This is a genomic window from Roseicyclus salinarum, from assembly GCF_029624655.1.
GTDB classification, from domain to species: Bacteria; Pseudomonadota; Alphaproteobacteria; order Rhodobacterales; family Rhodobacteraceae; genus Roseibacterium; species Roseibacterium salinarum.
Window position 1 is genome coordinate 1 of the sequence record NZ_JARRSA010000001.1, and the last position, 17,621, is coordinate 17,621.

18 protein-coding genes and 1 pseudogene are annotated in these 17,621 nt (G+C 69.6%); 11 read left to right on the plus strand and 8 right to left on the minus strand.

The annotated features are described in order from the left end of the window. Nucleotides 1-105 (minus strand): annotated as a pseudogene (locus tag P6F26_RS00005) (porin); the annotation flags it as partial. 330 nt (nucleotides 106-435) lie between these two features. On the opposite strand from P6F26_RS00005, the gene P6F26_RS00010 reads away from it, so the two are divergent. The 5 genes from P6F26_RS00010 to P6F26_RS00030 all read left to right on the plus strand — a co-directional run bounded on the left by P6F26_RS00010 (nucleotide 436) and on the right by P6F26_RS00030 (nucleotide 5,702). Beyond that, on the plus strand, nucleotides 436-936 hold the full coding sequence (locus P6F26_RS00010) for a DUF3576 domain-containing protein (RefSeq protein WP_430736700.1): 501 nt from the start codon (nucleotides 436-438) through the stop codon (nucleotides 934-936). Nucleotides 937-1,011: 75 nt separating this feature from the next. Then, nucleotides 1,012-3,579, plus strand: coding sequence for a leucine--tRNA ligase (leuS, locus tag P6F26_RS00015; RefSeq protein ID WP_278026577.1), 2,568 nt, complete (start codon nucleotides 1,012-1,014; stop codon nucleotides 3,577-3,579). Next, on the plus strand, nucleotides 3,566-4,057 hold the full coding sequence (gene lptE, locus P6F26_RS00020) for an LPS assembly lipoprotein LptE (protein ID WP_278026578.1): 492 nt from the start codon (nucleotides 3,566-3,568) through the stop codon (nucleotides 4,055-4,057). Before leuS ends, lptE begins: the two co-directional genes overlap by 14 nt. After that, the gene (gene holA, locus P6F26_RS00025; RefSeq protein ID WP_278026579.1) at nucleotides 4,054-5,085 is read left to right on the plus strand and encodes a DNA polymerase III subunit delta; all 1,032 of its coding nucleotides are present in this window, start codon (nucleotides 4,054-4,056) and stop codon (nucleotides 5,083-5,085) included. The genes lptE and holA overlap by 4 nt, the downstream gene beginning before the upstream one ends. 23 nt (nucleotides 5,086-5,108) lie before the next feature. Beyond that, nucleotides 5,109-5,702 carry a glutathione S-transferase family protein gene (locus P6F26_RS00030; RefSeq protein ID WP_278026580.1) on the plus strand — a complete coding sequence of 198 codons (594 nt, stop codon included), beginning with the start codon at nucleotides 5,109-5,111 and terminating at the stop codon, nucleotides 5,700-5,702. Here the strand turns inward: P6F26_RS00030 and P6F26_RS00035 are convergent. Next, nucleotides 5,691-6,860 (minus strand): TIGR03862 family flavoprotein, encoded by a 1,170-nt coding sequence (locus P6F26_RS00035; RefSeq protein ID WP_278026853.1) that lies wholly within the window; start codon nucleotides 6,858-6,860, stop codon nucleotides 5,691-5,693. The genes P6F26_RS00030 and P6F26_RS00035 overlap by 12 nt on opposite strands. A 46-nt stretch (nucleotides 6,861-6,906) precedes the next feature. Between P6F26_RS00035 and P6F26_RS00040 the strand changes: the two genes are divergently transcribed. Then, nucleotides 6,907-7,236, plus strand: a complete 330-nt coding sequence (locus P6F26_RS00040) for an HNH endonuclease family protein (protein WP_430736701.1) — start codon at nucleotides 6,907-6,909, stop codon at nucleotides 7,234-7,236. A 7-nt stretch (nucleotides 7,237-7,243) separates the two neighbouring features. On the opposite strand, the gene P6F26_RS00045 is transcribed toward P6F26_RS00040, so the two are convergent. Beyond that, nucleotides 7,244-7,867 (minus strand): enoyl-CoA hydratase/isomerase family protein, encoded by a 624-nt coding sequence (locus P6F26_RS00045; protein WP_278026581.1) that lies wholly within the window; start codon nucleotides 7,865-7,867, stop codon nucleotides 7,244-7,246. Further along, a complete protein-coding gene (locus P6F26_RS00050; RefSeq protein WP_278026582.1) occupies nucleotides 7,864-8,640 on the minus strand; it encodes an SDR family oxidoreductase in 777 nt (258 codons plus the stop codon). The genes P6F26_RS00045 and P6F26_RS00050 overlap by 4 nt, the downstream gene beginning before the upstream one ends. A gap of 174 nt (nucleotides 8,641-8,814) precedes the next feature. Between P6F26_RS00050 and P6F26_RS00055 the strand changes: the two genes are divergently transcribed. The 3 genes from P6F26_RS00055 to P6F26_RS00065 all read left to right on the plus strand — a co-directional run bounded on the left by P6F26_RS00055 (nucleotide 8,815) and on the right by P6F26_RS00065 (nucleotide 12,516). Beyond that, entirely contained in the window at nucleotides 8,815-10,308 is a 1,494-nt protein-coding gene (locus P6F26_RS00055; protein WP_278026583.1) for a DUF2125 domain-containing protein, read from the plus strand. Nucleotides 10,309-10,391: 83 nt separating this feature from the next. Continuing rightward, nucleotides 10,392-11,747 (plus strand): TldD/PmbA family protein, encoded by a 1,356-nt coding sequence (locus P6F26_RS00060; RefSeq protein WP_278026584.1) that lies wholly within the window; start codon nucleotides 10,392-10,394, stop codon nucleotides 11,745-11,747. Continuing rightward, nucleotides 11,734-12,516, plus strand: coding sequence for an inositol monophosphatase family protein (locus P6F26_RS00065; RefSeq protein WP_278026585.1), 783 nt, complete (start codon nucleotides 11,734-11,736; stop codon nucleotides 12,514-12,516). The genes P6F26_RS00060 and P6F26_RS00065 overlap by 14 nt, the downstream gene beginning before the upstream one ends. Here P6F26_RS00065 and P6F26_RS00070 read toward each other — a convergent pair. After that, the gene (locus P6F26_RS00070; protein ID WP_278026586.1) at nucleotides 12,513-12,671 is read right to left on the minus strand and encodes a hypothetical protein; all 159 of its coding nucleotides are present in this window, start codon (nucleotides 12,669-12,671) and stop codon (nucleotides 12,513-12,515) included. The two genes, P6F26_RS00065 and P6F26_RS00070, sit on opposite strands and share 4 nt — an antisense overlap. Nucleotides 12,672-12,885: 214 nt before the next feature. Between P6F26_RS00070 and P6F26_RS00075 the strand changes: the two genes are divergently transcribed. After that, entirely contained in the window at nucleotides 12,886-14,187 is a 1,302-nt protein-coding gene (locus tag P6F26_RS00075) for a 3-deoxy-D-manno-octulosonic acid transferase (RefSeq protein ID WP_278026587.1), read from the plus strand. A gap of 1 nt (nucleotide 14,188) precedes the next feature. After that, on the plus strand, nucleotides 14,189-15,172 hold the full coding sequence (lpxK, locus tag P6F26_RS00080; protein ID WP_278026588.1) for a tetraacyldisaccharide 4'-kinase: 984 nt from the start codon (nucleotides 14,189-14,191) through the stop codon (nucleotides 15,170-15,172). A gap of 17 nt (nucleotides 15,173-15,189) precedes the next feature. Here lpxK and P6F26_RS00085 read toward each other — a convergent pair whose 3' ends face one another. The 3 genes from P6F26_RS00085 to P6F26_RS00095 are packed head-to-tail and all read right to left on the minus strand — an operon-like array spanning nucleotide 15,190 to nucleotide 17,541. Further along, nucleotides 15,190-16,320 (minus strand): CaiB/BaiF CoA transferase family protein, encoded by a 1,131-nt coding sequence (locus P6F26_RS00085; protein ID WP_278026589.1) that lies wholly within the window; start codon nucleotides 16,318-16,320, stop codon nucleotides 15,190-15,192. Further along, nucleotides 16,317-16,994 carry a DsbA family protein gene (locus P6F26_RS00090; protein ID WP_278026590.1) on the minus strand — a complete coding sequence of 226 codons (678 nt, stop codon included), beginning with the start codon at nucleotides 16,992-16,994 and terminating at the stop codon, nucleotides 16,317-16,319. Before P6F26_RS00090 ends, P6F26_RS00085 begins: the two co-directional genes overlap by 4 nt. Before the next feature lie 28 nt (nucleotides 16,995-17,022). Next, a complete protein-coding gene (locus tag P6F26_RS00095; protein ID WP_278026591.1) occupies nucleotides 17,023-17,541 on the minus strand; it encodes a DUF721 domain-containing protein in 519 nt (172 codons plus the stop codon). Nucleotides 17,542-17,621 lie beyond the last annotated feature (80 nt).

Sequence of the window (17,621 nt, forward strand, 5' to 3'; positions counted from 1 at the left end):
GCCGCCCGCGATACCCATTTCGGCGTAGCCGCTGATCGCGACGTCGGCCATTGCTACGCCAGCGGTTGCCACAAGGGCAGTCGTAGCGAAGAGAACCTTTTTCATGGTTTTTCCCTCGTGTTCACTTTGAAGGTGCACCTCAAGACGGTCATCCGAATTGAGTATGCCCCTCTCTCGCCCGTGGCCCCCTTGATTGCAAGAAAGCGCCGGGGGGCCGGAACATCTTGCGGGAGTCATGGTGCAGACATGTCACACACCCCTCCGGCGCACACCGGCGGAAGGTCCGGGTTGCGGGACATGTCCATTCGGCGGCCGCGTCCGCTCGCTGCCTGAGGCGCGCGCGGCGGCGGTCCGGGGCGGGATTCTCTCGACCCTTGCCGCCTTGCGCCGTGTTCTGTAGCTAGGGGCGCACAGATCGAGAGCCGGGGCAGAACCATGACGCGACCGCATATCCGCAAGACCAGGGCCATCGCGGCGGGGCTCACGGCCTCCGCCCTCCTGCTTACGGGCTGCGGCGGCTTCGGCCAGAACGAGATGTCGCCCGAGACGCGCCGCCAGCTGGAGGAAGCCGGAGCCATCGCTCCGAACGACCGCGACACGATCTGGGACCTCTTCAACAACCGCGACGATCCCAACGTCACGGTCGAGGTGAACCGCTACCTCTGGCAGGCCTCGCTCGAGATCCTCGATTTCATGCCGATCGAGGCCGCCGATCCGTTCTCGGGCGTGATCTCCTATGGATACGGTACGCCGCCCGGCGGCGGGCAGGCCTACCGCGCCACCGTCTTCGTGACCGACCCGGCGCTCGAGGCGCGCTCGCTGCGCGTCGCGCTGCAGTCGCGCAACGGCGCGGTCAGCCGGGAGACCGCGCGCCAGATCGAGGACGCCATCCTCACGCGCGCGCGCCAGATCCGCATTCGCGATGGCGGGCTCTAGACCCTTTCCACATCGCACCGTAAACACGCGCCGGGCCTGCAAGCCCGGCGTTTTCGTTTGATCCGAGGAAGTCCGATGTCCCGCTACGACCCCGCGACGCTGGAACCGAAATGGCAGAAGGCCTGGGACGAGGCCGGAACCTTCGTGGCGCGAAGGGACGAAAGCCGGCCCAAGTATTATGTGCTCGAGATGTTCCCATACCCCTCGGGGCGCATCCATATCGGCCATGTGCGCAACTACACGATGGGCGACGTGATCGCGCGCTACAAGAAATCGACGGGGCACAACGTGCTGCATCCGATGGGTTTCGACGCCTTCGGGATGCCGGCCGAGAACGCCGCGATGGAAAATGGCGGCCATCCCGCCGACTGGACCTACCAGAACATCGACGCGATGGTCGCGCAGATGAAGCCGCTGGGCTTCGGGCTCGACTGGAGCCGCATGTTCGCCACCTGCGACCCGGAATACTATGGCCAGCAGCAGGCTTTGTTCCTCGACTTCCTCAAGGCGGGCCTGGTCTACCGCAAGAACGCCGTGGTGAACTGGGATCCCGTGGACATGACCGTGCTCGCAAACGAGCAGGTGATCGACGGCAAGGGCTGGCGCTCGGGCGCGGAGGTGGAGAGGCGGGAACTCACGCAGTGGTTCTTCAAGATCTCCGACCATTCCGCCGAGCTTCTGGAAGCGCTCGACAGGCTGGACGACTGGCCCGCGAAGGTCAAGCTGATGCAGGCCAACTGGATCGGGCGCTCGCGCGGGCTGGAATTCGCCTTCGGCATGGTCGAGCCCACGAAGGGCCACGACCGGATCGACGTCTACACGACGCGGCCCGACACGCTTCTGGGCGCGTCCTTCGTCGGCATCTCGCCCGACCACCCGATCGCCAAGGAGCTCGAGGCGCACGACCCCGCCGTCGCGGCGTTCTGCGCCGAGGCGCGGCGCGGCGGCACGACCGAGGAGGCCATCGAAAAGGCCGAGAAGCTGGGCTTCGACACCGGGCTGAGATGCCGTCATCCCTTTGACACGTCGTGGGAATTGCCGGTCTACATCGCGAACTTCATCCTGATGGATTACGGCACCGGCGCGATCTTCGGCTGCCCCGCACACGACCAGCGCGACCTCGACTTCGCGCGGAAATACGGGCTGTCGGTGACCTCGACCTTCGAGCCGCTTGCGGGAGATCACCAAAGGCCCGAGGACGGCGGCGCGGCTTACGTTCCGCCCAAGACCGAGAAGGTGCGCTGGACGCTGCCCTTCGCATGGGACGCGGAGGCCACCGGCAACGAGGCCATCGACGCCGCGATTCGCTTCTGCGAGGAGAAGGGCGTGGGCCACGGCGTGACCAAGTTCCGCTTGCGGGACTGGGGCCTTTCGCGGCAGCGCTACTGGGGCGCTCCGATTCCCGTCGTGCATTGCGACGACTGCGGCACGGTCCCCGAGAAGAAGGAGAACCTTCCGATCGAACTGCCGCGCGACGTCTCGTTCGACGTGCCGGGCAATCCGCTCGACCGGCATCCGACGTGGCGAGACGCGCCCTGCCCCGCCTGCGGCAAGCCGGCGCGGCGCGAGACCGACACGATGGACACCTTCGTGGACTCGTCGTGGTATTTCGCCCGCTTCACCGCGCCCCGCGCCACGACGCCCACCGACATGGCCGAGGCCGAATACTGGATGAACGTGGATCAGTATATCGGCGGGATCGAGCATGCGATCCTGCATCTTCTCTATTCGCGCTTCTTCGCGCGGGCGATGCACATCACCGGCCACCTGCCCGAGAAGTGCAAGGAACCCTTCGACGCGCTCTTCACGCAAGGCATGGTCACGCACGCGATCTACGTCACGCGGGACGAGAAGGACCGGCCGGTCTACCATTTCCCCGAGGACGTGGAGGTCACGGAATCGGGGGCGCGACTGGGTGCGACGGGCGAGCCGGTCGAGGTGATCCCCTCGGCCAAGATGTCGAAATCGAAGAAGAACGTGGTCGACCCGGTGAACATCATCGCGACCTACGGCGCCGATACCGCGCGCTGGTTCGTCCTGAGCGACTCGCCGCCGGAACGGGATGTCGAGTGGACGGCCTCGGGCGCCGAGGCGACCAGCCGACACCTCGCGCGCGTGCATCGCATCGCCACCGAGATCGCGGCGGACGAAACGCCCGAGGGGCCCGGCGACGCGGCGCTCCTGCGCGAGATGCACCGGGCGATCTTCGACGTCACGAACGGCATCGAAAGCTTCGGGTTCAATGCGGCGATCGCCAAGCTTTACGCCTTCACCAACACACTTGGCCGGGCCGAGGCCGGGGCCGACGCGAAACGGGAGGCGATGAAGACGCTGGCGCAGCTGATGTCGCCGATGACCCCGCACCTGTCCGAGGAAATCTGGCACATGCTGGGCGGCGAGGGCCTGGTCGCCGAGGCGCCCTGGCCTGCCGCCGACGAGACCATGCTGGTCGAGGACACGGTCACGCTGCCCATCCAGGTCAACGGAAAACGCCGCTCGGAGGTCACGGTCGCGAAGGACGCGTCGAAGGAAGAGGTTGAAAAGGCGGCGCTGGCGGACGACGCTGTGCAGAGGGTCCTGGATGGCGGGACCCCCAAGAAGGTGATCGTCGTGCCGGGCCGGATCGTGAATGTCGTCCTCTGACCGCCGCAGCTTCCTCGCGCTTCTGGGCGCGCTGCCGCTTGCGGCCTGCGGCTTCACGCCGGTCTACGGACCCGGCGGGACGGGAGGCGCGGTGCGCGGCCGCGTGGACTTCGCCGATCCCGACTCGGCGCTCGAGTTCAGCCTCGTGGCGCGGCTGGAGGACCGGATCGGCCGGGCGGCGGGCGCGCAATACCTGCTCGACTACACGATCCGAACGAGGGAATCGGCGCTCGCCCTCACCGGGGCCGAGGACATCAACCGCATCAACATCAACGGAACGGCCACCTTCACGGTGACCGACACGGCGACGGGCGCGCAGGTGCAGTCGGGCGAAGTCACGACCTTCACCGCCTTCGCGAGTTCGGGTTCGCCCGTGGCGACGACCGCCGCGCGACGCGATGCCGAGCAACGCCTGATGATCGCGCTGGCGGACCAGATCGTGTCGCGCCTGCTGGCCGGGGCCGACGACTGGCCATGAAGCTGTCGTCGCGCGACGCCGGCGCCTATTTCAGGAAACCGGACGCCGAGGCCGCGGGCTGCCTGATCTACGGCGAAGACGCGGTGCGCGTGGCGCAGCTTCGCTCCGGCCTCCTGTCCGCGCTACTGGGACCGAACGCCGAGGAGGAGATGCGCCTGACGCGCATCGCCGCCGCGGATCTTCGCTCGGACACGGCAGCACTTCTGGATGCGGTCAAGGCCGTCGGCTTCTTTCCGGGGCCGCGCGCGGTGCTGGTGGAGCAGGCGACGGACGGGCTTGCCCCGGTCTTCGAGGGCGCGTTCTCCGAGTGGAAACCCGGCGATGCTCAGATGATCGCGACGGCGGGCGTGCTGACGAAACGCTCGGCCCTGCGAAAGCTGTTCGAAGGGGCGCGGAACGCCTACGTCGCCGCGATCTACGACGACCCGCCGGGCCGCGCCGAGATCGAGGAGCTTCTGCGCGCCGCCGGCGTGCCCGAGGTCGGCCGCGAGGCGATGGCCGACCTCGAGACGCTGTCGCGCACGTTGTCGGCAGGCGATTTCCGGCAGACGATCGAGAAACTCGGCCTGTACAAGCGCGGCGACGCGACGCCGGTTGTCCCCGCCGACCTCGACGCCGTGGCGCCGCTGTCGCGCGAGGCCGAGCTCGACGACATCCTGCACGCCGCCGCCGAGGCCGCGCCGGGCGCGATAGGACCGATCCTGACGCGGCTGAAGGCGCAGGGCGTCGCGCCCGTGACACTGTGCATCGCCGCCCTCAGGCATTTCCGCGCGCTGCACGCCGCCGCCTCCCATCCCGGCGGCGCGGAATCGGGCCTGTCCGCGCAGCGCCCGCCCGTCTTCGGCCCGCGCCGTGACCGGCTCAAGCGGCAGCTCGGACGCTGGCGGCGGCCGCAGCTTGAGACGGCGATCTCGATGCTGGTGGAAACCGATCTCGCCTTGCGCTCCTCGACCGAGGCACCGCAGATGGCGATCATGGAGCGCACGTTGATCCGGCTGGCGATGATGCCCGCCCGGACCCCGAGATGACGGCGCGAAAGCGGGAGGAAGGCATGACGGCTTATCAGGTCATTGGTTCGGTAAAGAGCCGCACGATGCGCGTCCTGTGGATGCTCGAGGAAATCGGCGCGAGCTACGAGCATGTGCCGGCCGCCCCGCGTTCGGACGAGGTGACGCGCTTCAATCCGGCGGGCAAGGTGCCGGTCCTCGTCGCCGACGGCGTGCCGATTTCCGATTCGGTGGCGATCATGACCTTTCTCGGCGACCGGCACGGCAAGCTCACCCATACGCCCGGCACGATCGAGCGCGCGCGGCAGGACAGCCTGACGCAGGCCATCATCGACGAATTCGACGCCCCGCTGTGGATGGCGGCGCGGCATAGCTTCATCCTCCCCGAGGACATGCGGATGCCCGGGATCAAGGACAGCCTGCGCTGGGAATTCGAACGCTCGCAGGAGCAGTTCCTGCCCCGCATGGCCGAGGACGGGCCGTTCCTCATGGGTGAGGAGCTGACGATCCCCGACATCCTGCTGGCGCATTGCATGGGCTGGGCGGTCGGCGCGAAGTTCCCCGTGACGGAACCCTTCCGCGAACACGCCCGCCGGATGCGCGAGCGCCCGGCCTTCGAGCGCGCCTCAGCCGCCTGACCTGGGCCAGCCGGCCGCGTGGCGGCCGGCATGAAGGCCCGTCGCAAGGCAGCCCGTGATGAGGTAGCCGCCGGTCGGCGCTTCCCAGTCGAGCATCTCGCCCGCGGCGAAGACGCCAGGCAGCGCGCGCAGCATCAGCCCCTCTTCCACGGCCTCCCGAGCGACGCCGCCCGCCGTCGAGATAGCCTCGTCCATCGGGCGGGGGCCCTGATGCGGGACCGGCAGCGCCTTGATCAGCGCCGCAAGCGCGGCGCCCTGGGGCAGGGGCCGCCCGAACTCCTGCAGGAGCGCGCGCTTGACCGGGTCGAGGCCCAGCGCCTGCGCCAGATGGCGCGACAGCGTGCGCTTGGCCGGCCTCGCCGCGAGACGCGCGGCGACATCGGACACGCTGCGGTCGGGCAGCAGGTCTACGAGGAAGGGCGCGCCGTCGCGGATGTCCGACGAGATCGCGTAGACGCCGCCGCCCTCCAGCCCCCGTTCCGACACGACGGCCTCACCGCGCACCGACCGGCCGCCCGCAATCAGGCGCACCGCCTTGAGCGGTTGGCCGAAATGCGGCGCCATGTGCGCGCTCCATGCCACGCGGAACCCCATGTTCGCGGGCCGGAACGGCGCAATCCGCACGCCCCTGTCCGCGAGGAACGGCGCCCATGCACCATCCGATCCAAGCCTGCGCCAGCTTGCCCCGCCCATCGCCAGCACAACCACGCAGGGCCGCAGACGGCGCCGCCCCTCAGCGGTCTCGAAGGCCCAGCAAGCGTCGTCCCACCCTGCCCAGCGCCAGCCCAGCCGAAGCTCGGCGTCGATCCGACCGAGCCACGCGCGCAGCAGCGGCGACGCCTTCATGACCTCGGGAAAGACGCGCCCCGTGGAGCCGGTGAAGACCGGCTGGCCAAGACCCTCCGCCCACGCGACCGCCTGTTCCGGGCCGAAGACGTCCAGCATGGGCCCGATCCAGCCGGACGCGGCGCCGTAGGCGGCCCGGAACGCCTCGGGCGGCTCGGATTTCGTGAAATTGAGACCCGATTTCCCGGCCATCAGGAACTTGCGCCCCGCGCTGGGTTTCGCCTCGGCGATCAGCACGCGGCGGCCTTCCCGCGCGAGGGTCTCGGCAGCCATGAGGCCGGCGGGTCCCGCGCCGATCACCAGCGCATCGATCGCCTCGGGGTTGCCGGGCGCGGGCGGCGATCCATGATCCCTAGCCATGACACCCGCCCCGCACAGCACGATGGACGAAGCGCCCGTATGCCCGCTTTGCGATCGCCCGATCCCGGCGCACGCGAAACAGAGCCTGCATCACCTTGTCCCGCGCCTGCGCGGCGGCAAGGGCGGGTCCACCGTTCTTCTGCACCAGATCTGCCACAACGAGATCCACGCCACCCTCTCCGAATCCGACCTCGCGCGGAGCTACAACACCGTGGAAGCGCTGCGCGCGCATCCCCGCATCGCGCGATTCGTGGACTGGATCGCGAAACGGCCGCCCGATTTCCATTCGAGGACGCCAGGCGCGCAGCGCGGATGGAAACGGCGCTGACATCGCCTCAGCCGTCGCACATCACCTTGATCCGGCGAAGGACATCCACGTCCCCGGCGCAGGCGTCCTCGGCGATGTCGCGCACGGTGGCGGCCAGATGCTCGTCCAGCACGATGCGGTCCACGAGGCCGAAGTCATAGGCTTCCTCGGCCGAGAACTTCTGTCCACCGAGCAGAAGCAGCTTGGCGCGCGCAGGGCCGACGAGATCGCGCAGCCGCCCCGGATCGGAGGGCTGCGGCAGGAACCCCAGCTTGGCCACAGGGTAGAAGAAGCGCGCGTCGGGCACGGCAACGCGGAGATCGCAGGCCAGGGCCATGCCGAAGGCGCCACCGGCGAGCGTTCCGTTCAGGGCCGCGATGGTCAGGCAGGGCAGCGCCGCGATCCCGCCCGAGACCTGTTCCCACAGCGGCGAGGTGGCGAGGCCCGCGCGCGCCTCGTCGAGGTCGGCCCCGGCCGAGAACACCTTGTCGCCCGCGCCGGTCAGGACCAGCGCGCGCAGCTCCGGCGCGCCGGCGGCCTCCTCGATGATCCCGACCATGCGCTCGAGCATCGCCGCGGTGAGCGAATTCGCCTTCTGCGGCCGGTCCAGGGTCACCGTCCACAGCGCGCCGTCCTTCGCCAAGCCGATCATGCGACAAGACCCAGATGCGCCCGGATACCGGGATCGCGCAGCGAGATTTCCTCGCCGAGGTGGGCGTCGGCGTCGCTCGTGCACATCCACGACAGCGCGACGGCCGGCCATTCCGGCGGGATGTGGTCGGTCCACTCCAGCCGGCTGACCGCGTTCACGCCCGAGGCCTTGATCTCCTTCTGCATCTGCGTGGCGACAGTTCCCGGCGACAGGCCCATCGCGCGGATCCCGGACTGCCCATGCTCGAGGTGCAGCGAGCGCGTCAGCATCGCCGCCCCGGCCTTCGACGCGCAATAGGCGCTCCAATGCTCCAGCGGATTGTGCGCGGCGCCGGAACTGACGGTGACGATCGTGCCGCCGCCCTGGCCCAGCATCGCGGGCAGAACCGCGCGCATCCCGTGGAAGACGCCCTTGAGGTTGATGTCGATGACCTGGCCCCAGCCGTCGGGATCGACCTCCTCGATCCCGGCGATAGGTTCGATGGCGCCTGCATTGTTGACCAGGATGTCGACGCGCCCGAACGCCTGCGCCGCCGCGCTGACCGCGGCCTCCACTTCCCAGTAGCGGGTGACGTCCACCGGCACGGCCAGCGCCGTCCGTCCGATCTCGCCGGCGAGTTCCGCGATCTCGTCGCGGCCCCGCGCCATGAGGACCACGTTCGCGCCCTGCCGCGCGAAGGCGCGCGCCGCCGCCGCGCCGATGCCTCGGCTCGCCCCCGTGATCAGCGCGGTCTTTCCGGACAGGTCGAAGCTTGATGTCTGCGCCTCTGCCACCTTGGCCTCCCGTAGCGGTTTTCGCATCTCCAACGTCAACTGCTACCGCTCCCGCCCCGCGGGAGCCACCCCATTTGCGGACGCCCCTATCCGGTTTTCCGGGTTGACGCAGCCAGCGGCGCGGGCCGAACATCCCGACGAAGTTCATTTTACCGAACGGAGCCCGTGACCGTCATGCCCCGCCTTTCTTCATGCATTTCCGCCCTCGCCCTGACGCTGGCCTCGCCCGCACTGGCGCAGGTCAGCGCCGAGGACATCTGGTCCGAGTGGCAGGCCGCCTCGGACGCCACCGGACAGGAGATGACCGCCGACGTCACGCAGACGGAGGATGGCCTCGTGCTGTCGAACCTGACCACCCGGATGGAGCAGGACGGCACCACCAGCATCGGCCGCGTCGAGCGCGTGACGCTGACGGAGCTGGACGACGGCACGCTGTCGGTCGAGATCGCGGATCCCTACACGCTCGAGGTCACGTTCCCGACCGAGACCGGGGGAGGCGAGGCGACGATCGAATTCCTGCTGTCGTTCGAGGAGCTCGACATCGTGGTGTCCGGCACCGCCGATGCGCGAAGCTATGCCTACAGCGCGGACGTTCTGAGGATCGTGAACGGCGCGATCTCCGGCCCGCAGCCCGGGCGCGCGCCCGAGATGGACCTCGAGATCGTGATGCGTGATCTCGCCACGACCTACGACCTGTTCGGAACGCCCGGCGACGCCCAGCGCTTCGAAAGCGACGGCACGGTCGGAAGCCTCGCCGCGCGGCTCGACCTTGCGCCGCCGCCGGTCGAGGACGGGCGGCTGAAACTCGCCTTCTCGATCGGCGGCATGAGTTCGACCTCGTCTGGCACGATCGTGGCGCTGGCCACGCTTCCGCAGTCGGCCAAGGGACTTCCCGAGGATTTCGAGGTCGCGGGGTCGGTCAGCTATGACTGGACGCGATTCGACGTCTCCTTCGACAGCCCCGCGGACAGCTTCGCCGCCGCATATTCAAACGAAGGCGGCGAGTTCGGCATCGAGCTGTCGAACGAGGCCCTTGCCTACGACATCTCGGCGACGGGGATCGAGGCGCGCGTCTCGGGCAGCGAGATCCCGGTTGCCGTCGCCGTGTCCGCCGCGTCGAGCGAACTGTCGCTCAGCCTGCCCCTCGCCGCGAGCCCAGAGCTTTCGGAGGCCTCCGTTCGCCTGGACTACCGCGACCTCGAAGCGGGCGACGAAGCCTGGGCAATGATCGACCCGACAGGCAGCGTGCCGCGCGACCCGCTGACCGTGATCCTTGATGCAAGGGCGCAGGTTCTGATCATGCGCGACATGATGGACCCCGCCTTTGCCGAGGCGCCGACGCCGCCGGGCGAGGTGCGGTCGCTGACCGTGTCTGAGCTGGAGTTGCGGTTCGGCGACACGTCGCTCACCGGGCTCGCCGATCTTTCCTTCGCCGCAGGGCAGGCGGTCCCGCAGCCGGTCGGCGACGCCTTCCTGCGCCTCGAAGGCGGCAACGCGCTGCTGGATCGGCTTCAGGCGGCAGGCGTCATCGGTCCCGAGCAGGCCGGGATGGCGCGCGGCATGGTCGGAATGTTCGCCCGGCCCGGCGCGACGCCCGACACGCTGGAGACGACGATCGAGTTCGGCGAAGGCGGGTCGATCACCGCGAACGGAATCCCCCTGCGATAAGGCCGGGGCCTCGCCGACTTGCGCCCGGCGAGGCCCCGCCCTAGGTGCTGGTTGCGGCCATTCCGGCCGGAAGGACAGCCCGCATGACAGACCGCCCCACCGACCTCGCCACGCTCGCCGCCGCCATTCTCGACGCCGCCGGCAAGGCGGGCGCGGACGCCGCGGACGCCCTCGTGGTGGACGGGGCGTCGCTTTCGGTCGATGTGCTGAACGGTCGGCTTGAACACGCGGAGCGCGCGGAGGGGATCGAGATCGGCCTGCGCGTGATGCTGGGCCGGAGACAGGCGAGCGTTTCCGCGTCGGACACGCGGCCCGAGACGCTGGCCGAGATGGCCGAGCGTGCGGTCGGGATGGCGCGGCTCGCCCCGGAGGATCCGACCGTCGGCCTCGCCGATCCCGAGCAGCTGAGCGATGTGCGCGACGCCGCCGGCCTCGACCTCGTCGATCCGGGCGACGACCCCGATCCCGCCGCGCTGCAGGAGGCCGCGCTGCGCGCCGAGGCCGCGGCGCTCGCCATCCACGGCGTGAGCCAGGTGCAGTCCGCCAGCGCCGGATACTCGCGCAGGCGCATCCACCTTGCCGCGACCAATGGTTTCTCGGGCGGATACGGGCGGACCAGCCATGGCCTCTCGTGCGTCGCCATCACGGGCGAGGGCCTGAAGATGGAGCGCGACTATTTCGGCGACAGCCGGACCTACGCCGCCGACCTCCCCGCCCCAGAGGAGATCGGGCGCATCGCCGGCGAACGCGCGGTGGAGCGCGCCGGCGCGCGCAAGCCCCGGACCGGCGCCTATCCGGTGATCTACCACGAGCGCATCTCGTCGGGCCTGATCGGGCACTTGCTGGCGGCGACCAACGGGACCGCGATCGCACGCGGCGCGTCATGGGCCCGCGACCTTCTGGGCGAACAGGTGCTTCCAGCGGACCTGACGCTGACCGAGGATCCGCTGCGCCCGCGCATCGGCGGCTCGCGTCCCTTCGACGCCGAAGGTCTGGCCGCGCGCGTGCGCGACATCGTCTCGGACGGCGTTCTCACCGGATGGACGCTGGACCTCGCGACGGCCCGCAAGCTTGGCCTTCAGTCCACGGCGAATGCCGCGCGGGGCACCGGCGGGGCGCCCTCGCCATCCGTCGGCAACGTGGCCCTGACGCAGGGCGGCCAAACCCTCGAGGAGATGATGCGGGAGATGGGAACGGGGCTTCTGATCACCTCCATGATCGGCTCGTCCATCAACGCCAACACCGGCGATTACTCGCGCGGGGCCTCGGGCTTCTGGGTCGAGAACGGCGAGATCGCCTATCCCGTCAACGAGTGCACGGTCGCGGGCAACCTGCGCGACATGCTGCGCACGATCCGCCCGGCGAACGACGCCCGGACGCATCTCAGCCGCGTGATGCCGTCGCTTCTGGTCGAGGGTCTCACGATTGCCGGGGCCTGAGGCGGACCTTGCGCTGCTGGTCGAGGCGGCGCAGGTCGCGGGCGACATCGCGCGCACGCATTTCCGGCGCGATCCCGAGATCTGGACCAAGGGCGACGACAGCCCGGTGACGGAGGCCGACATCGCCATCGACCGGGTCCTGCGCACCGACCTGCTGGCCGCGCGGCCCGACTACGGATGGCTCTCGGAAGAGACCGAGGACGACGCCGCCCGCCTCAGGTCCGAGCGCGTCTTCATCGTCGATCCCATCGACGGCACCCGTGCCTTCATCGACGGTCAGACGAGCTTCGCTCATTCCATCGCCATCGCCGAGGCGGGAGAGATCGTCGCCGGCGTCGTCTACCTGCCGATGAAGGACAAGCTCTATGCCGCCGCGCGGGGCTCGGGCTGCACCCTGAACGGGCAGGCGGTCCGCGCCTCGTCGGTCGAGGACGAACGCGGCGCCCGGATTCTCGCCACGAAGCCCAATGTCCAGCCGAAGCACTGGCCGGGCGGGGTGCCGCCCTTCGAGAGGGTCTACAGGCCCTCGCTCGCCTACCGCATGGCGCTGGTCGCCGAGGGGCATTTCGACGGGATGGTGACGTTTCGCGACACCTGGGAATGGGACATCGCGGCGGGCGTCATCCTCGTGCAGGAGGCCGGCGGCGCGGTCACGGACGGGCGCGGAGAGACGGTCTGGTTCAATGCGCCGGTGCCACAGGCCGCCGGCGTCATGGCAGGCCCCGCCACGCTTCACCGGACGCTTCTACGGCGGCGAATGGGCGTCTAGGCGGAGACCGCCGCACGCCCTTCGGGCATCAGGCGCGGGGGCGACGGCAGAGGTCCGTCGGCCCCCTTCGCCCCCGGCGCGCCAGTCGAGACGGCCGCCATGGCCGAGACCAGAAGCAGGGCGGCAAGCGTGATCAGGCTGAGGCGGATGGGCATGTGCGGACCATGTCTGGGAACGGGAAAGGCGCGGCTTGCCACGCCGGCCTAGCGCCAAGACGTCAACGAACTGCCCAACATCCCCCCGGCGGGACACGGCCGCGCCGCGCGGGTGCGAGACCCCGGCTTGACCGTGGGCGGCAGACCCGTAGGTTGCCCGCGCGGACCGCACGGCGCGCCGGTCCATTCACCCGGCATTCGAGGCGGCGGGATCATGGGACATTCGATAGCACTCGGCCTCTACCTGGCGTGGTCCGGCCGCGGAGGGCTGTCCTACGCCAACCGCAAGCTTTCGCAGCGGCTGGAGGAGGGCAAGGAGGACGCCAGCCGCATCGCGGAACGCCGCGGCGAAGCAACACTGCCGCGCCCCGACGGCAGGCTGATCTGGTTTCACGCCGCGAGCGTGGGCGAAAGCCTCGCGCTGCTGGAGCTGATCCGGCGCATCCTCGACGAGCGTGAGGACATCCACGTCCTCGTCACCACGGGAACAGTCACGTCAGCCGGCGTCATGGCCGAGCGCCTGCCCGAGCGCGCGTTCCACCAGTATGTGCCGCTGGACGCGCGCGCCTTCGTGACGCGGTTCCTGGATCACTGGAAGCCGGACCTCGCGATCTGGTGCGAAAGCGAATTCTGGCCCGCCCTGATCTGCGAGACCCACGCACGCGGCGTACCCATGGTGATCGTCAACGCCCGCATGTCGAAGACGAGCCACGACCGCTGGCGGTTCCTCAAGGGCATGGCGCGCAGCCTGCTGGAGAGGTTCGGCCATGCCATGGTGCAGGACGACATCACGGCGATGTATCTGCGCAGGCTGGGAATGCCGCCCGAACGCATGGAGGTCACCGGAACGCTGAAGGAAGGGGCCGCCGCCCTGCCCTGCAACGAGGACGAGCGCCGCGAGCTTGCAGAGCACCTCGGCGGGCGGCCGGTCTGGCTGGCCGCCTCGACCCACGACGGCGAAGAGCGCATCGTGCTGGAGGCCCACGACCTCGCGCTGAAGGTGAACCCGAGGCTCCTCCTGATCCTGGTGCCGCGCCATCCCCAGCGCGGTGACGAGATCGCGCATATGCTCCAGGCCGAGGGCTGGCGCTTCAACCGCCGCACGGCCGACGAGATGCCGGACGCCGATGCGCAGGTCTATCTCGCCGACACGATGGGCGAGCTGGGGCTTTGGTATCGGATTTCCTCAATCAGCTTCGTCGGCGGCTCGCTGCAGCCCATCGGCGGGCACAATCCGTTCGAGCCCGCCGCCCTCGGCTCGTCGATCCTGCATGGGCCCTACGTCACCAACTTCGTCGATATCTACCAGCGCCTGACCGAGGCGAAGGCCGCGCGCCTGGTCTCGGGCCCCGACACGCTGGCGGAGGCGGTGCACGAGCTTCTCAACCCCGACCGCGCCGCGGCGATGGCGCACGAGGCCTGGGAGGTCGTGTCCGCCGGGGCAGAAGTCACGGACCGCGCGCTCGACATGATCCTCGGCACGCTCGACACCGACGCGGCGGGGCGCAGGGCCTGAGATGCGGGCGCCCGCGTTCTGGTACCGCCCGCCGGGCCTCGCCGCGTCGCTTCTGTCCCCGCTCGGCGCGATCTACGCGGCGGGAACGCGGCGCCGGCTGGCCAGGGGGCCACGCGCGCGCGCCGGCGTTCCGGTCGTCTGCATCGGCAACATCAACGCGGGCGGCACCGGCAAGACGCCCACGGCCATCGCGCTGGTCGAGAGGCTGACGGCCCGCGGCGTGGCGGTCCACGTCGTCACGCGCGGCCATGGCGGGTCGCTGGAAGGGCCGGTCCGCGTCGAGGAACGCAGGCAAGTCGCAGCCGAGGTCGGAGACGAGGCCCTTCTGCTGGCCGCCTTCGCGCCCACATGGGTTGCCAAGGACCGGCTGGCCGGAGCGCGGGCGGCGGTGGCGGACGGGGCGCGGGCGATCGTGCTGGACGACGGGTTCCAGAACCCGGCCCTGGCCCACGACCTGTCCATCGTCGTCGTGGACGCGGCGCGCGGCTTCGGCAACGGGCGTGTCCTGCCTGCGGGACCGCTGAGGGAACCGGTGCAGCGCGGCATAGCGCGCGCGGATTTCGTGCTGGCGATCGGCGCAGCCGAGGCCCAGTCGCGCTTCGCGGAACGGCACGGGCGAGAGGTTTCCCGCCCGCTCCTGCGGGGGCGCCTCGAACCGTTGCAGACGGGCCTGCCCCTTGCCGGACTGCCGGTCCTCGCCTTCGCGGGCATCGGCCACCCCGAGAAGTTCTTCGCCACCCTGCGCGACATGGGCGCGGAGTTGCGCGCCACGCACGCGCTGTCGGACCATCAGCCGCTGTCGGACGCCCTGATGACGCGGATGCTGCGCGAGGCAGCGTCGCTCGGCGCGCAGGTGGTCACGACCGAGAAGGACGCGGTGCGCCTCGCGCCCGCCCTGCGGCCAAGGGTGATGACGCTGCCCGTGCGGCTGAGGATCGACGACTGGTCAGCGCTCGACGCGGCGCTCGACCAGCTGTTCGACTGAGGCGGAAGGCCGCCCCGTCAGGACCAGCCCTTGATCGCGTCGTCCTCGCCCAGTTTCGGCGCCGGACGCCCCGCCGCGATCTCGGCGTCGGAGAACCGGAACGGCGGCCGGACGCCCGGAACCCCGTCGAGTTCGGTGCGCATCCCGCGTGCGACGACCTGCGGATCCGCGAAGACCTCGGACAGGTCGTTGATCGGCCCGGCGGGCACACCTTCGGCCTCGCAGGCGGCGAGAAGTTCGGCCTTCGATCGCTTCAGCGTCGCCTCGGTCAGGCGCCGGGTCATCTCGTCCCGGTGGGCGATGCGGGCCGCATTTGTCAGGTAATCGGGATGCTCGGCCATGTCCGGCAGCCCCAGAAGACCGCAAAGCCGCCGATACTGCGCATCGTTGCCGGTGGCGATGATGATCCAGCCGTCCGAACAGTCGAAGACCTGGTAGGGCGTCAGGTTCTGATGCGCGTTGCCGATGCGCGCGGGGGCCTTGCCGGTCGTCAGGTAGTTCATCGCCTGGTTCGCCATGAAGGCCGTGGCGACATCGAGAAGACCCATGTCGATGTGCTGGCCCGTCCCGGTCGATTGCCGCAGATGCAGCGCGGCGAGGATCGCGTTCACGGAATAGAGGCCGGTCAGGATGTCGGTGACGGCGATCCCGACCTTCTGTGGCTGCCCCTCGGGCGCGCCGGTGACGGACATGATCCCGCTCATGCCCTGGATGATGTAGTCGTAGCCCGCGCGGTGCGCATATGGCCCGGTCTGCCCAAAGCCGGTGATCGAGCAGTAGATCAGGCCCGGATTGAGCTTGCGCAGGCTTTCGTAGTCGAGACCGTATTTCTCGAGGCCGCCGAGCTTGAAGTTCTCGATCAGGATATCCGCGCCGGCGGCGAGGGCGCGCACGCGGGCCTGTCCTTCCGCGGTGCGGAAATCGGCGATGACGGACTTCTTGCCCCGGTTGCAGCTGTGGAAGTAGGCGGCCGACGCGTCGCCGTCACGCTCCACGAAGGGCGGGCCCCAGCGGCGGGTGTCGTCGCCCTCGGGCGCCTCGACCTTGATCACCTCGGCGCCAAGGTCGGCAAGCGTCTGACCGGCCCAGGGGCCGGCCAGGATACGCGCGAGTTCGAGGACGCGGACGCCCGCGAGCGGTGCCGTCATTCCGCCTCGGCCAGCGCCGCGTCCAGCAGCTCGGCGAGATCGGCGTAGCTCATGTTGCCGTGCAGTTCGTCATTGATGACAAGCGAGGGCGTGCCGGGGATGTCGTGCACCTCGGTGTTGGCCTCGTAGGTCGCCAGCATCGCCTCGGCCATGGCCTGGTCGGTCAGGCAGGCGTCGAGTTCCTCGTTCGTCAAGCCGGCCGTACGCCCGATCCGGCGCAGGTTCTCGGCGACCTCGGCGGGGCTGCCCTGAACCCACTCGGACTGCTGTTCGTAGAGCAGGTCGGAGATCCCGAAGTAGCGCATTGGCCCGCCGCAGCGCGCGACCATCCCTGCCCAGAGACCGAACCGGTCGAAATAGACCTCGCGGTAGATGAAGTTGATGCGGCCGGGGTCGATGTAGTTGGCCTTCAGGTCGGGCATCACCCGCTCGTGGAAGGTGCGGCAGTGCGGGCAGGTGAACGAGGCGTATTCGATCAGCGTGACCGGCGCGTCGGGATTGCCCATCGTCATCTCGACGACCTCGAAGCCATCGCTCGCCTCGGCGGTCTGCGCGTTCGCGGCGCCGAAGGGCAGCAGCGGCTGCGCGCCCGCGTCCGGCCGCCACTGCGCATTTCCGCCCACGGCGAGGGCGCCCACTCCGGCAGCCCCGATAAGCATCTTCCTACGGTCCATCGAAAACCTCCAAATTCCTGTGCTTGTCTTATCTGGCGACGACATTGCGCGCCAGTGCCTCGAGCGCCGAGCGAAGTCCCTCGTCTTCGATGTCCTCGAGCCCCGAGGTCGCCGCGGCGAGCCGTTCGGGATCGGGCGTCCTGGGCGCCTGCGTCTCGGCGTGGCGAAACGCCACCCGCCCTTCCGAAAAACCCGTCCGCGCGGTCTGCGTGACCTGGATGCGCGCAACGGCGCGGTAGCCGTAGCAGGCGTTCACCAGCTCGACGATCTCGGCGCCGCGCATCTCGAGTATCGGCGCGTTGGCGCCTGTCGTCAGAAGCACGAGCGTCCCGCCGAAGCCGCGCCCGTAGCTGATCCGTAGCGGCACGGCGATGTCCGCGATGTCGGCACCGACAATATCCGCCCAATGCGTCAGAAGCCGCGCCTCGGCAAAGCCGCGCTTCTCGGCCGCCGCGCGCAGATGCGACGACACCAGCGTGGACGCGCGTTCGAAGCCGCGCTTGCGGCGCGCGTTCGGGGCTTTCGTGTCCTGCCGCGGCGTGACCATCTGCTGCCTTTCTCGGGGTTGCCTTTCCCGGTCCGACGGCAATCTATGCCGACACGGCCTGTTAACCAATAACCAGCCGG

Excerpts from the sequence above, each read along its gene's own strand:
- P6F26_RS00040 (WP_430736701.1), top strand. The coding sequence starts at position 6,907 with ATGACACCCGCCCCGCACAGCACGATGGACGAAGCGCCCGTATGCCCG.
- P6F26_RS00045 (WP_278026581.1), bottom strand. The coding sequence starts at position 7,867 with ATGATCGGCTTGGCGAAGGACGGCGCGCTGTGGACGGTGACCCTGGAC.
- lpxK (WP_278026588.1), top strand. The coding sequence starts at position 14,189 with ATGCGGGCGCCCGCGTTCTGGTACCGCCCGCCGGGCCTCGCCGCGTCG.
- holA (WP_278026579.1), top strand. The coding sequence starts at position 4,054 with ATGAAGCTGTCGTCGCGCGACGCCGGCGCCTATTTCAGGAAACCGGAC.
- P6F26_RS00010 (WP_430736700.1), top strand. The coding sequence starts at position 436 with ATGACGCGACCGCATATCCGCAAGACCAGGGCCATCGCGGCGGGGCTC.
- P6F26_RS00070 (WP_278026586.1), bottom strand. The coding sequence starts at position 12,671 with ATGCCCATCCGCCTCAGCCTGATCACGCTTGCCGCCCTGCTTCTGGTC.
- leuS (WP_278026577.1), top strand. The coding sequence starts at position 1,012 with ATGTCCCGCTACGACCCCGCGACGCTGGAACCGAAATGGCAGAAGGCC.
- P6F26_RS00090 (WP_278026590.1), bottom strand. The coding sequence starts at position 16,994 with ATGGACCGTAGGAAGATGCTTATCGGGGCTGCCGGAGTGGGCGCCCTC.
- P6F26_RS00055 (WP_278026583.1), top strand. The coding sequence starts at position 8,815 with ATGCCCCGCCTTTCTTCATGCATTTCCGCCCTCGCCCTGACGCTGGCC.
- P6F26_RS00030 (WP_278026580.1), top strand. The coding sequence starts at position 5,109 with ATGACGGCTTATCAGGTCATTGGTTCGGTAAAGAGCCGCACGATGCGC.
- P6F26_RS00085 (WP_278026589.1), bottom strand. The coding sequence starts at position 16,320 with ATGACGGCACCGCTCGCGGGCGTCCGCGTCCTCGAACTCGCGCGTATC.
- P6F26_RS00075 (WP_278026587.1), top strand. The coding sequence starts at position 12,886 with ATGGGACATTCGATAGCACTCGGCCTCTACCTGGCGTGGTCCGGCCGC.
- P6F26_RS00060 (WP_278026584.1), top strand. The coding sequence starts at position 10,392 with ATGACAGACCGCCCCACCGACCTCGCCACGCTCGCCGCCGCCATTCTC.
- P6F26_RS00095 (WP_278026591.1), bottom strand. The coding sequence starts at position 17,541 with ATGGTCACGCCGCGGCAGGACACGAAAGCCCCGAACGCGCGCCGCAAG.
- lptE (WP_278026578.1), top strand. The coding sequence starts at position 3,566 with ATGTCGTCCTCTGACCGCCGCAGCTTCCTCGCGCTTCTGGGCGCGCTG.